13 protein-coding genes and 1 tRNA gene are annotated in these 13,179 nt (G+C 63.2%); 4 read left to right on the top strand and 10 right to left on the bottom strand.

Annotated elements, in window-relative coordinates; translation table 11 throughout:
- Nucleotides 1–6: 6 nt before the first annotated feature.
- The 7 genes from SSA02_RS09555 to SSA02_RS09525 form a co-directional block, all read right to left on the bottom strand.
- Nucleotides 7–453: a MarR family winged helix-turn-helix transcriptional regulator gene (locus SSA02_RS09555; RefSeq protein WP_147093834.1), complete on the bottom strand. Its 447-nt coding sequence runs from the start codon at nt 451–453 to the stop codon at nt 7–9.
- A complete protein-coding gene (locus SSA02_RS09550; protein ID WP_147093833.1) occupies nt 450–2,087 on the bottom strand; it encodes a TolC family protein in 1,638 nt (545 codons plus the stop codon). Before SSA02_RS09550 ends, SSA02_RS09555 begins: the two co-directional genes overlap by 4 nt.
- Nucleotides 2,084–4,270, bottom strand: a complete 2,187-nt coding sequence (locus SSA02_RS09545; RefSeq protein WP_147093832.1) for an FUSC family protein — start codon at nt 4,268–4,270, stop codon at nt 2,084–2,086. Before SSA02_RS09545 ends, SSA02_RS09550 begins: the two co-directional genes overlap by 4 nt.
- Nucleotides 4,267–5,289, bottom strand: coding sequence for an HlyD family efflux transporter periplasmic adaptor subunit (locus SSA02_RS09540; protein WP_147093831.1), 1,023 nt, complete (start codon nt 5,287–5,289; stop codon nt 4,267–4,269). The genes SSA02_RS09545 and SSA02_RS09540 overlap by 4 nt, the downstream gene beginning before the upstream one ends.
- A gap of 110 nt (nt 5,290–5,399) precedes the next feature.
- Nucleotides 5,400–5,684 carry a YtcA family lipoprotein gene (locus SSA02_RS09535; RefSeq protein WP_186807752.1) on the bottom strand — a complete coding sequence of 95 codons (285 nt, stop codon included), beginning with the start codon at nt 5,682–5,684 and terminating at the stop codon, nt 5,400–5,402.
- Nucleotides 5,685–5,820: 136 nt separating this feature from the next.
- Nucleotides 5,821–5,896, bottom strand: a tRNA-Ala gene (locus tag SSA02_RS09530).
- Nucleotides 5,897–5,978: 82 nt separating this feature from the next.
- Nucleotides 5,979–6,611, bottom strand: coding sequence for a Maf family protein (locus SSA02_RS09525; RefSeq protein ID WP_147093829.1), 633 nt, complete (start codon nt 6,609–6,611; stop codon nt 5,979–5,981).
- Nucleotides 6,612–6,928: 317 nt separating this feature from the next.
- Here SSA02_RS09525 and hemE point away from each other — a divergent pair, with 317 nt between their 5' ends.
- The 3 genes from hemE to hemJ are packed head-to-tail and all read left to right on the top strand — an operon-like array spanning nt 6,929 to nt 9,151.
- A complete protein-coding gene (gene hemE, locus SSA02_RS09520) occupies nt 6,929–7,984 on the top strand; it encodes a uroporphyrinogen decarboxylase (protein WP_147093828.1) in 1,056 nt (351 codons plus the stop codon).
- Nucleotides 7,985–7,994: 10 nt separating this feature from the next.
- Nucleotides 7,995–8,702, top strand: a complete 708-nt coding sequence (locus SSA02_RS09515) for an HAD family hydrolase (protein WP_147093827.1) — start codon at nt 7,995–7,997, stop codon at nt 8,700–8,702.
- Nucleotides 8,699–9,151 carry a protoporphyrinogen oxidase HemJ gene (hemJ, locus tag SSA02_RS09510; protein ID WP_147093826.1) on the top strand — a complete coding sequence of 151 codons (453 nt, stop codon included), beginning with the start codon at nt 8,699–8,701 and terminating at the stop codon, nt 9,149–9,151. The genes SSA02_RS09515 and hemJ overlap by 4 nt, the downstream gene beginning before the upstream one ends.
- A gap of 7 nt (nt 9,152–9,158) precedes the next feature.
- Here hemJ and SSA02_RS09505 read toward each other — a convergent pair whose 3' ends face one another.
- The 3 genes from SSA02_RS09505 to SSA02_RS09495 are packed head-to-tail and all read right to left on the bottom strand — an operon-like array spanning nt 9,159 to nt 11,004.
- The gene (locus tag SSA02_RS09505) at nt 9,159–9,461 is read right to left on the bottom strand and encodes a hypothetical protein (protein ID WP_147093825.1); all 303 of its coding nucleotides are present in this window, start codon (nt 9,459–9,461) and stop codon (nt 9,159–9,161) included.
- 2 nt (nt 9,462–9,463) lie between these two features.
- Complete coding sequence (locus SSA02_RS09500) at nt 9,464–10,423, bottom strand: SDR family oxidoreductase (protein ID WP_147093824.1); 960 nt, start codon at nt 10,421–10,423, stop codon at nt 9,464–9,466.
- A complete protein-coding gene (locus SSA02_RS09495) occupies nt 10,420–11,004 on the bottom strand; it encodes a DedA family protein (protein WP_147093946.1) in 585 nt (194 codons plus the stop codon). Before SSA02_RS09495 ends, SSA02_RS09500 begins: the two co-directional genes overlap by 4 nt.
- A 169-nt stretch (nt 11,005–11,173) precedes the next feature.
- Here SSA02_RS09495 and SSA02_RS09490 point away from each other — a divergent pair, with 169 nt between their 5' ends.
- Entirely contained in the window at nt 11,174–13,150 is a 1,977-nt protein-coding gene (locus SSA02_RS09490; protein WP_147093823.1) for an alpha/beta hydrolase family protein, read from the top strand.
- Nucleotides 13,151–13,179 lie beyond the last annotated feature (29 nt).

Here is a 13,179-nt window from a genome sequence, read left to right as displayed (position 1 = left end):
TCTGTCTTACCTGCCGTCCTCCTCCAATACTGCATGAATGGTCCCGAGGAGGCGGCGCAGGGTGCCGAGCTCGATATCCGGGATATCGCGCAGAACGCGGTCTTCGATGATACGCGACAGACGCAGGACGTCATCCAGTCGCGATATGCCCTCTTCGGTCAGGGTGACGTAATAGGCTCTGCGATCGGCTTCGTCCGGCGTCTTGATGACGAAGCCCCTGTCCTCCAGAGTGCGGAGGGTGCGCACCATCGTCGATTTGTCAAGCCGGAGCGCATCGGCGATCTCCTTGGGATGAAGCGCGCCCCCCTGACGCTTGATCTCGAGCATCGGCAGCCAGAGCGCATCCGTCAGGTCGAAGGGCTGCAACCGTTCATCCAGCCTCTGTCTCCATCGCCGCGCGATCAGGTTGATCATGCGTCCGATCGTTGCGCGTTCTGTCGGTTCCTCTGTCACGGCAGGTTTTCCCCTCCTTCCTGTGTCGTGTTCGCACCCAGATCGAGCTGCCCCGTCGCATGTGCGAGGGAGGCAGCCCGGGTGAATGCCTGGGAGATGCTGACCGCAAGGGAGGCCTGAGCCTCGAAAAGCGCTGCCGCCGCGCTGGAAGCATCGGTAATCGTGCCCACGCCATGACGATAGGCCTGAGCCGCCCCCTCATTCGCAATGATGGCCGCCTCGTTCAGTACGCGGGCCGATTTCACCTGAACGAGCGCGGTTTCGAGCGCATCCTGGCTGTCGGCCACCTGTCTCTCCACCTGCAACCTGTCCTTGAGAAGCGTCGCCCGGGCTGCGTCCCGTCTGGATTCGGCCATATGAATGGCGTTGGATCGCAAGCCGCCCTGATAGATCGGCCAGCTCATCTGCATGAACACGCCGGCTTCGGGCTGGGCAATCGCCGAAGCCGGGGCGGACCGTCCCGTGCCATAGGATTTGAGCGCCCCGAGATATCCCTGCGCCGTTCCGGCGAACGAGATCTTCGGCCTCAGAGCCGCCCTGGACCCGGCAACGGCGGCATCCTGAGCCCGGAGCCGGGCGATATCCGCCATGAGATCGGGGCGCGACGCCAGGGCCCGATCCACGAGCTGACGGATTTCGTCTTTTCCGGCACGGGGCAGCCGGGCCGCATTCATGGGTGCAATGCGCAGGGACAGGGTCGCCGGCAATCCGGCGACCTCGAGCAGGGCATGACGCGCCGCATGCTCTCCATCCTTCGCCTTGTCGAGATCGAAGCGGGCCTGTGCCAGATTACGCTGCGCTGTCGCGACATCGGTCACGGTCGCTTCGCCATGAGCGCGACGGGCTTCGGCCGCACGCAGGAGAAGCGCCATGTTCTCGACGGCTTTCTGCGCGGCCGAGGCGATGGCCTGCGCGGCCTGATAGGCACGATACGCACTGATCACGTCCAGGATCAGCTGCTGATGGACCGCCGTGAATCCGAAATTCGCGGCCAGGGTCTGGAACTGCGCCTCATCTATATGCGCCTTCGTACGCCCGAAATCGAAGAGAAGATACTCCAGCTCCAGTTTCGGGAAGACCGCAGCACCGTTCGAAGTCAGATAGCCACGGCTCGAGAGATAATTCGGCAAGGGAAGCGCCATGCGCTGGAATCCGCCCATCACCGAAAGGGTGAGCTGCGGCAACAGGGCCGCACGGGCGATACCGACCCCGATCGCGGCCTGACGGGCACGTTGCCATGCGATCCGCGTTTCCGGGTTGTTACGCTGCGCAAAATCGATCAGCTCGGCCAGCCCTACCGGCTGACGGGTTTCCTCCGGCAGGATCTTTCCCTCCCGGATGCTCCCGGGAACGATCGGTCCCGCAATGTCGGACCGGGCCGGGTTGCGGATATCGGGCGGCAGACTCAGCCCGGCGCGGTTCACCGGTCGCCAGGCATGATCTGACGATCCGGGCGCAAGGTCGCGCGTATCGTTGCATCCGGCCATAAGCCCCGCCACCGGAAGCAGTGCGATCCGCCTCATCGCGCCCGGTCCCATGACGCGCCGGACGGAGACAGGATGCGACCGGCCATGACGGGCCGGACGATCTGTTTTTCGGGGCATGGTGTTCGGGCCTTCGTATCCGGTGGTCATGACGATGCGGCTCCCTCTGCGACCGCTTCCGCCTCAGGCGCGCACGCGTCGAGAATACGTTTCAGACGGGACTCCAGAAGGCCGAACCAGGCTTCGCGCTCGGGATCGTCGGGAAGAGCGGGCGCAGCAGGCAGGGCGCCCATGAGATCGCGTGCATCGCGCGCCCCGTCGAGCCAGTCGGCAAAGCCGGAAAACCAGGTCTGCATTGCCTCGATATGCGCTTTGGCCCCGGGCGTGGGATCCCGGCCGAGATCGGAAAGAACGGCGACAGGAATGGCGATCATCTGGATCTCCGTAACGAGGCGGGGGGTGACGTCTGGCGCATCCGACGCATTCCGCAGGCGCTCCTCCTCGAAAGGCGCGTTCTGGAGTGCCGTGCGCGTGGTGGCGATCGCCCGACCGAATTTCTCGCGCTCCGTTTCCTGTGCGATATCGACGAGCGCGTCCGGTCTCGCGCGACGCAAGGCGAGGAGCGTCGCGAACTGACGCACCGCAGCAGTCAGATGACGTCGGGCGATATTCGTGGTGCTGACCGGCCAGAGCAGGGCAGACATCAGATAGACGATGACATTGCCGATCAGAATGCCGACCACGCGATTGCGCGCCGTCTCCATGTCGAGCGTCGGCCCGTATCCCTGAAGGATCGTCATGAAATAGGCCATGGAGATCTGCACGCCGGCATAGGAAATCCGCTCGCTGCCGCTCTTGACCCATCCCGCCAGAGCCGCGACGGGCAGAACCGCCAGCAGCAGATCCATGACATTGACCAGATGGGGCATGATGACGAGGATCGTTCCGATCCCGAAAAAGGCGCCGATGAGCGCGCCGCTGATCCTGAGAAGCATCTTGTGGACGCTGTCGCCGATCGTGCCGAGCGAGACGAGAAAACAGGTCACGACACAGGTCTGGATCCCCGGCCACGCCGTGAAACGCGTGATCGCGTAACAGATCACGACGGACAGGGCGATACGGATCGCCGCACGCGGATAGGCCGGATTGGTGAAGGCATCCGGCTTGAAGATGTTTTTCGTCGCGGCCCGGATTTCCGGTGCGAGAGCGTCGCCCGCCCGATCCGGCTTGACCAGCAGGGCCTGGATGACGGTCAGGCAGCGCACCAGTTCGAGCGCGAGGGGAAAGAGAACGGGATCGTCCCGGAACTGTCCGGCGGAGTCGTGCAGCCCGGTCTCGTCGAATCCGGCGCCCTTTCCGGCATTTGTTCCGGGCTGGCACAGATCCAGCAATACGCGCACGGCGTCTCCTATACGATGGAGAAACGCCTCATCTCCGGGCTTACGCAGGCGGCTCCATGCCATCATGATCATCACCAGACGGGCAAGCGTGCGGATCATGGCAAGACCGAGATGATGACGCGGCAGATCGGGATGAAGCTTGCTGCTCAGATCGAACAGGCTTCTCAGCCCGGCAACGCCCTGTTCGGCCAGCCCCGCCAGATCGGCGGTGGCCGCGTCTCGCGCCTCTCCCCCGGTGGTGCAGAAGCGCGAAACCGCCTCGAGCCGTGCGACGATACCGCCGCGCAGCATGGTCAGGGGGTCGTGCCCCGCCAGTTTGTTGGCGATGGCGATGATCGCAAGCGAGATCATGAAAACCGCGCCGATCCACAAGAGCAGATGCAGCAACGATTCCTCGGGCGGCAGATAGGCCGCATCGGGAATGACGCTCCCGGTGGTGTTGCCGACATATCCATTGAGTGCGTAGCCGACCGATTCCAGAAGATCGGCATTCATCGCCATATAGACGATCCAGAACAGGAGGATATTGGCCAGCGCGCCCATCGTCATGGCCTGGGAGAAAAAACCCGCCGCAAGGGTCAGCAACAGCATGAGCGGGAGACGCAGTCCGGGTTCGGACAGACTGACCATGAGGAGCACGATGGTCAGCGCCGTGCCCGCAACGATCACCAGCCCGGCCATCAGCGCCGTGCTGGTATTGGATGCGGCATCGTTTCCCGAAAGAAAAAAGCAGATGAACACGAGTACGGGAAGATCGGGAATCCGGAAGGTCTCGCCGATCAGGATCGTCACGACCACCTGGGCGATCAGCAGGGCCGTGTTTCGCGCACGCCCCGGAACCGATGCCATTTCCTTCATCAGGAAGGCCGGAACCGAAGACATCTCGTACCCGCGCCGCAGGGGCGATTCGAGCACCTGCCGCGCCGCTCTCATCGCATCACGACCACAACGACCGTCGCCCCGATACGCATCAGATCCGTCGGCGGGTCGTCCAGCCTGATCCTGACCGGGAAACGCTGTGCGATCCGCACCCAGTTGAGGCTTCGCGGCACCTTGGGCAGGCCGTTCGCGCTTACGCCCTCGTCGGGCAGGACGCCGGCATTGATGCTCTCGAGCGTGCCGGTGATCGGCCGGTCGGGCCGGGCCATGGCAAAGACCTTCACCTTCTGGCCTATGGAAAGCCCCGGGAGCTGCGTTTCGCGGAAATTGGCGATGGCCCACCAGGCCTCGTCATCCACGAGGGTAAAGAGCGGCTTGCCGGTCGTCGCATATTCGCCCGCGGCGATCGTCATATCCGTGACGATGCCGTCACAGGGCGCCCGCACGGTGGTCAGGCGCAGATCACGTTCCGCCTCTCGCAGAACCGCCTGGGCGGAAGCCAGATCGGCACGGAGCGGCGCAACGCTGCGCACGGCCTGGCGCGCTGCCTGTGCTGCGTGCTGTGCGGACGCCAGATTGGCCTCTGCTGTGCTTGTCTCCGTTCTGGCCTGATCGAGCGCCTCCCGCGTGACGAAACCCTGTTTTTCAAGCGGTGCGAGCCGCGCCTGCGTTGCGCGTGCGAGCGCAAGACGCGCGCGCGCCCCCGTGACCGAGCTTGCTTCCGCCCCGGCGTGAGAGACCTGGGATTCCACCTGACGTGTCTGGATATCGATCTGCGCCTGGATCGTCTGGACCTGGGCGCGCGCCTTCTGCACGCGGTAGGTGTAGGGTTCGGGATCGATCACGAACAGGATCTGACCGCGGACGACGCGTTCATTGTCATGAATGGGCAGGGACACGATCCGGCCGCTTATCTCGGGCGCCATGTGAACGATGTTGGCGGCGAGATAGGCATCTTCGGTACGCGGTCGGCTATGGAGCCGCTCCAGCACCAGAAACCCGCCGATCGCACAGGCCGCGAGAGACAGGATCAGGATCGAGATGCCACCGATCCGCGAGAAAAGCGCATGCATGCCCGGTTGTTCCCTGAGCGTTGCCGGACCGCAAAGCGCCGGACCGGCTGCCTCCGGCCGAAACCGGGAGGCTCATTGAATGGGGTTTCGGCAGAACGTCATTCGCCCGGCTAGTGACCGAAAACGAAAAGCCAGACGATAAAGGTCACACCTGTCGCGAAGGCGATATAGGTCAGCATCGGAAGCGGAACCGATTGCTGGATATCGGCCGCACCGAGCAGCGCGCGCAGAAGGGCGGCCGCGATCGTTCCGATAAAGGCGCAGAGCATCCAGGACGGAAAGAAGGAGCCCAGGATATCCTGAAGCGGCGCGCGCGAGCAGCCGCCCAGAACGGGCGCCATCGTCAGAAGCGCGATCGCCTCTCGCGAGGGAAAAGAGGAGGAAAGTCTTCTCAACGTGTGCATGACCTTGCGCCGGATCTGGGAAACGGTTCCGGACTATGAACAAGAGTGGTTTATATATCAACTATACAGACAGAAAAAATCGATACTTTGCGTATCGCCGTTTTCCTGTGATGAAAGCCGGAGGATTTGGTGGAGCCAATCGGAATCGAACCGACGACCTCCTGAATGCCATTCAGGCGCTCTCCCAACTGAGCTATGGCCCCGCCAGATCAGACCGGCCTCTTGGGTCAGGCCGGTGGCGCGGGTATAGCGAGGGGCCAACAGCCTGACAAGCCCAAAAAAACACTATTTTTCCACCACGCCATATTCGCGCAGGACAGAGAGCAGCGGCAGTCGCGGAAGACCGAGAACCGCATCATGCGCCCCGGCAATGCGCTCGAAAAGCTGTACGCCCATTCCTTCGAGACGATAGGCACCGACGCAGGAGAGCACGCTGTCTCCTTCCCGCGCGAGATAGGCGTCCAGAAAGGCGTCGGAAAACCGGCGCATGGTCAGACAGGGTGTCTCGACATGCTCCCAGAGGCATTTTCCGTCCCTGTACAGCACGAGCGCCGTGTGAAGACGATGCGTACGCCCCCTCAGACGGGCGAGCTGGTCCCGCGCTTCTGCCCGTGATCCGGGCTTGTCGAAACCGGTACCGTCACAGGACAGGATCTGGTCGGCCGCAATCACGAAATCGGCGCTCGTAAATGCGTGATTCCTGAAAAACCCTAGGGCTTTGGCATGAGCGAGCGCCAGAGCGAGTGCCTCTTCCTCCGTCCCTTTCCGACGGGCCATCTCGCGAAAAGAGGCCTCGTCGATATCCACCGGGCAGCTTGCGATCGTCAGCCCGGCATCCTCGAGAAGCGACCGGCGCGCGGCGGATCCACTGGCGAGTACAAGCCGCGCATGAGCAGGATCTGTCTGATGCGACTCCATGATCGGGTTCCTTTTCGGACAAGGGGGAAGAGTACCGTCAGTACTGGGGTACATGGGGATTGTACGACCGGATCGGGACGGGGGTACCGAGTACCGTGGATTGTACTTTCGCCCGGGAAAACAGTGGGTTGTACACAGGCCTTCTGTGGGTATTTCGGGATAACTCACGCAAGTGCCTCAAACGCAAGGCTTTATCCTTTGTACACAGTGTTGGTAAGTCGGGGTACGTTTTCGGAAAGATGGGTACCCCGTCATCCACAGGGATCAACCTATCCGACAGGATATCTTTCTTTTTTCTTTCATGGTTATTGGTCGGTATGGATAGCGAAATTTCTCCCCGTATGGCCCAGGCCAAACCCCTGATGCGCGTTCTGGCAGGTGAGGCCGTCTGGCCTCCGCCAGTCTGGCTCATGCGTCAGGCCGGGCGCTATCTTCCCGAATTCCGGGCGGAACGGGCCAGGGCCGATTTCCTGACGCGGTGTACCACACCGGACATCGCAACCGAACTGACCATGCAGCCGATCCGCCGCTATGGCATGGACGCGGCAATCCTCTTCTCCGACATTCTGGTCCTGCCCTGGGCCATGGGGCAGGATCTGCGCTTCATCGAGGGACGCGGGCCGGTCATGGAGCCGATCCGCAACCGTCAGGCGCTCGCGGCCCTTTCGCCGGACAGGGTGGCCTCGGTGGTGGCACCCATCCAGGAGACCCTGCGTCGGCTGAGCACAGACCTGCCGGCGAGCACCACCCTTCTCGGTTTTGCGGGAAGCCCGTTCACGGTGGCCTGCTACATGGTCGAGGGGGGGAGTTCGCGCGAATTCGCCGTGACCCGGACGATGGCACTGCAGGATCCTGCCCTGTTCGACGATCTCATAGCCCTTCTGGTCCGGACCACGACCGACATGCTCATCGGACAGATCGATGCCGGAGCCGATGCCGTCATGCTGTTCGACAGCTGGTCCGGCATTCTCCCACCGTCGCAGTTCCGTCGGCATGTCATCGCACCGACCCGGGAGATCGTCGCCGGGATCCGTGCAGCCCGGCCCGGTACGCGCATCATCGGCTTTCCGCGTCTCGCCGGTCTCATGGCCATCGAATATGCCGAAGCAACGGGCGTCGATGCCCTGGCCTGCGATACGAGCGTCGATATGGCGGCGCTGGCGAAACGCGTTCCCGATACGCTTGCCCTGCAGGGCAATCTCGACCCGGTCATCCTGCGTGCGGGCGGACAGGCGCTCACGGACGAGGTACGCCGGATCAGGAACCCGCTCCGGGGCAGACCCCATGTGTTCAATCTCGGTCATGGCGTGATGCCGGATACGTCGCCGGATCATGTGGGTCAGCTCGTCGATGCCGTGCGCGATCCCGGATGAGAGAGCCCGGATGAACGACACGGCATCTCACGCTCTTTCTCCCCGGGGACGGCTCGCGCTCGTCATTTTCGATTGCGACGGTGTGCTGATCGACAGCGAGGGGCCGACCTGCCGTCTCATCGCGTCATTCGCGCGCGAACGGGGAATCGCCCTGAGCGACGATGCGGCGGAAGCACGTTTCGCAGGCATGGCTCTCGGTGCGGTCAAGGCAGAGCTCGAGGCCGAGAGCGGCCGCGCGCTCGGTGACAGCTTCGTTCAGGACATGCAGGACCGGTTCGTCAGCCTCATGGCGCGTGAAGCGGTCGCCATTCCGGGCGCCAGGGATGCTCTGGCCGGTGTCGCCGCCCTCGGGCTCGGAATCCGGGTCGGATCGAATTCCTCCTGGCCCGAAATGGAAGCGAAGTTCGCGCGCACCGGGCTGATGTCATTTCTCGATCGCTCCCGCATCCATTCTGCGCGGGACATGATGCGGCCAAAGCCGGATCCGTTCGTGTTCCTTCACGCGGCAGGGGAGGAAGGCGTATCGCCGGAGCGCTGCGTCGTGATCGAGGATTCGGATACGGGGGTCAGAGCGGCGCACGATGCCGGAATGGCGTGTATCCTCCTGCGTGACAGCGACACGATGCCCCCGGTATCCTGGCCCGGGCTCCGGCGCATCCGGCATCTCGATGCGCTCGGTCCTCTTCTTGCAGGCATCCGGGAGAGTCAGACGCGATGAGCATTCTTCTTCCATGGCTGGGATGGCTCAAGGTCGTCCATATCCTGGCCTTCACGTCATGGATGGCCGGCAATTTCTATCTGCCCAGGTTGTTCGTGTATCACACGCAGGTCGTGCCCGGCTCGACCGAGGATGCGCGATTCCAGATCATGGAGCGGCGTCTCCTGCGCGCCATCATGACCCCGGCCATGATCGTGACCCTTCTCTCGGGTGGAACGCTCGCCTCTCTTCCGGGCGTGATCGCCTGGTCGGCACCATGGTGGTGGATCAAGCTGTCATCGGTGGCGCTGCTCTGCGGATTCCACGGCGCATGCGCGTCATGGCGTCGGGATTTCGCCAGGGGCGCCCGTCGTCACGACGAACGCTTCTTTCGCATTGCCAATGAGATACCGACCCTTCTCCTCGTCGCGATCGTGATCATGATCGTCGTCAGACCCTTCGGCGACTGAGGACCGGTCAGTAGCCGGAGCCGCTCAGAAGTCTGATGACGATGGTCTGCCATTCTTCCATGACAGCGCCATGCGCCATCGTATGGCCTGCCCGCCTGTACCAGTAGCGGGCATTTTCCTGATCGCCTTCGACCCGATGCAGCCAGCCATGCACCCAGTCGCACTCCCTGTCGCGTTCGTGGCTCTGGACGATTTCATGAGCGGCCGGCCAGTCTGAACGCCCGCCCCACCACAGGGCGAGAAGGGCGGGAGACAGACCGTGAGGGGGAATGTCGTCTTCCAGGCTTTCCTTGAAAACAGAGAATGTCATGCTCATCGAAGGGCCTCCCAGTCGTAGCGGACACCTGTCATCCGTTCGGAAGCCTGCCAGAGCTTCCCGGCCAAAGGAAGCCCCATCGCCACGGGCGGGATTTTTGCCTCTGTCGGTTCACCGCGGCGTTCCCCCCGGCCATCGGGGCCATAATAGCCGCCATCCCTGGCAGACGGAGAGAGCACGGCATGGAGGATCGGTCGGGCACCTTCTGCAATGCTCTGACCCAGAAGGCGGAATACCGCATTGCCGAGCCGATCCTGAAGACAGGCGAGGCCGTGCCCCAGAGCGGAGCGGGACCGGTCGAGCGAGACGCTGTTCGTGATGATGGCGCTCGTGGACCAGCCGGGATGGGCGGCCCGGGCATGAAGCGGTAGTCCCGCCGCTTTCGCCCGACGATCGAGCTCGAGGCTGAACAGAAGATTGGCGAGCTTGCTCTGGCGATAGCGTTCGAACCGTCTGTAGCGATCGCTCGCATTCAGATCCGCGAAAGGAATACGTCCTTTCCATGCTGCGAGAGACGCCACGGTCACGATACGGGCCTCACCGGCGACGAGCTGCGGCAGAAGACGACCGGTCAGGGCAAAATGACCCAGATGATTGGTGCCGAACTGGAGTTCGTAGCCGTCTTTCGTCACAAATCTGCTTCCTGGCGCCATGACGCCCGCATTATTGACGAGAATATGCACGGGCGCATGCTCCAGTCGCTCGACGAAACGTGCGACAGAAGCGAGAGAGGCCAGATCCAGCCCTTCGAAACGCAGGCGTGCCTCCGGCAGGATCGCGCGGATATGCTCGAGCGCCAGACGGCCTTTTTCCGCATTGCGCCCGGCGACGATGACGTGCGCGCCCTGTCGCGTCAGACCGAGCGCGGTTTCGAGCCCGAGCCCGCCCGTCGCACCCGTCACGATGGCCGTCTGTCCCGCAAGCGGGGCGTTCATATCCGTGCCCTGAGCGTTCATCCGGGCGCACTCCCGGCATGATCCTCGGCTTCGGCTTCTTTCAGCGCCTCTTCGGTCAGACGTTTCTCGTTCTTCTTGAGGAAGAACAGAGCGACGCCGAGCAGGATCACCACGATCGTGCCGATACCGATCGCAAGCGGACCGGAGAGACTGAAGATCTCCTTGCCCAGAAAATAGGTCGCTACGGAATAGCCACCGGCCCAGAACACCCCGCCCAGGGCATTATGCCAGAGAAAGGATTTCCACGGCATGTGGTTCGCCCCTGCGAGCAGAGCCACGAAGACGCGCAAAACGGCGACGAAGCGCCCCAGAAAGACCACGAGACCGCCATGGCGTTTGAAGAGATAGCGCCCCAGAAGAAGCCGTTCGGTGGAGAGACCGATCCTGGCGCCATATTTCTGCAGGACGCGAAATCCGATCGACCGGCCGATCAGATAACCCAGATTATCGCCCATGATCGCACCGGTCACCGCAGCGACGACGACCCAGCGTATCTCGATATGATGGGTCGTGGCCGCATAGAGCGATGCGCCGATGATGAGACTCTCGGCAGGCAGGGGAAGCCCCATACTCTCCAGCATGACGACGACACCGACGATGCCGTAGCCATATTCCTTCAGGAGATGTTCGAGAAAATCCAGCAGGGCTCGTATCCTTGGCGGGCGGAACAGAACGGAGTCCGACACGATGCCTGAAAGCGGAGCTCAGGAAAACTCGTCAGATCGATCCTGCGGGATTATCCTGATTCGCATGACGAATCCATCATCCAGCTTGCCCGATAGCCCGTATGGAGGCGCAGCCGGCAGCCCATGCGGCAGCTCGCCTTCCGGTATCCGCTCTCAAGGGCCGGAGAGGCCCGGTTTCTGGCCGTCATGGGTCGGGGCGGATCTGGTGGCAGGGCGCAGCGTCTCGCTGTCCGAGCTCCAGGCGCAGGGAGATCGCCTCACCTGGCTCGAGGGGCGCCCCCTCGAAAAAGGCCGCACTGCGCTCGTCTGTCAGGAAAAGGAGGATGCGCCGTTCGATCTGCTTCCCCCCGCCTACGACATAGGCACGCGGGTTCACGAATATGGCGGAGGGGCCTATCGCATTTCCCCGTCCGGTCGTGTCGTGTTCAGCGAGCGTCGCAGCAATGCGGTGCTTCTGAGAGAGCCTGACGGTCGTATCGTTCCGCTCGCGGTCCGGGAGGGATGCCGTTACGCGGATTTTTCCTTCTCTGCGGATGAGAGCGGTGTCTTTGCCGTCTGCGAGGATCACAGCATGCCGGGGGAGCCGCGCGCTGCGATCGTCTGGCTCGATGAGAGGACGGAACGCGCTCTGGTGCAGGGTGACGATTTCTATGCCGCGCCCCGGCTTTCGCCCGACGGAGGCCATCTCTGCTGGATCGCCTGGTCGCATCCGGACATGCCCTGGGATGCGACCCGTCTCGGAGCTGCCGCTCTCGTCTGGAAGGACGGTGAGCCCGAGCTGGAGAAACGGAGGCTCCTCGGCAATGCGGATCGCGCGGTTTCCTATGTCGATCCGGTCTGGGAGGATAACGAGACCCTTCTCGTCAGTTCGGACGAGACCGGTATCTGGCGACCCTGTCGCTTCCGGCCTGCGGAGTCCCCGATTCCCCGGTTTCTTCCCGATCCGGGCGGGGAAAGCGGCTTTCCGCACTGGGTGTTCGGTCAGACCTCCCTGCGTCCCCTCCCCGGGGGACGGATCCTGGCGCAGATCGTGAGTGAGGGATTGTCACGGACGCGTCTGTTCGAGGCGGGAGCGTGGCGCGATCTCTCTCTGGGCGCTCCGGCCCAGGTTCCGGTGTTCCTGCCGGAGCGGGAGGAGTACGCCTGGATCGATACGCCGCCGGATCGCCCGCCGGCCATCGTTCGCGGCCACCCGGAGACCGTGCTGCGCAGCGCCTTCGCGTTTCCTCCCGGAATCGATGCGCAGGACTGTGCCCGGCCCGAGGCCCTGACGTTTCCCGTATCGGATGGCGGGCAGGCTCATGCCCTGTTCTATCCGCCCTGCAGCCGCACCCATGCGCTCGCCCCCGGAGAAAAGCCGCCTCTGGTGGTCATGGCCCATGGCGGGCCGACCGGTCGTGCGAGCACGGCCTTTTCCTTCAAGGTGCAGTGGTGGACCAGCCGCGGCTTTGCCGTGCTCGACGTGAATTATCGCGGATCGACCGGGTTCGGTCGCGCATATCGCACCGCGCTTGAGGGGCAGTGGGGCGTCAGGGATGTGGAGGATTGTATTGCAGGCGTCCGTCATGTCGTGGCGAGCGGCCGCGTCGATCCGGCGCGCTGCGTCATTCGCGGCAGCAGCGCGGGCGGCCTGACCGTTCTCATGGCCCTTGCCCGGTCCGATGTCTTCGCCGCCGGTTGCTCGCTCTATGGCGTGACCGATCTTCGCGCTCTCGCGGAAGACACCCATAAATTCGAATCCCGCTATCTCGACCGTCTGATCGGCCCCTATCCCGAGCAGGAGACGCTTTATCTCGACCGTTCGCCGCTCACCCATGTGGACGCCATCACGGCGCCTGTTCTCTTCCTGCATGGCGACGAGGACAAGGTGGTCCCGCTCGATCAGGCCCGGTCGATGCACAAGCGTCTGCAGGATCTCGGTCGTCGCACGGAGCTGCATGTCTATCCCGGAGAGAGCCACGGCTTTCGTCAGCGCGAAACGCTTCAGGACAGTTTCGCGCGCGAACTGGATTTTTATCGGCGTATCTTCATGGCAGAATAGCCCTCTTCCGGACTGATGTCCGGCTTCCG

This window comes from Swaminathania salitolerans, assembly GCF_007988945.1.
In the GTDB taxonomy this organism is placed as follows: domain Bacteria; phylum Pseudomonadota; class Alphaproteobacteria; order Acetobacterales; family Acetobacteraceae; genus Swaminathania; species Swaminathania salitolerans.
Note: the sequence above shows the minus strand (reverse complement) of the source record. Positions and strands in the feature narration are given on the sequence as shown.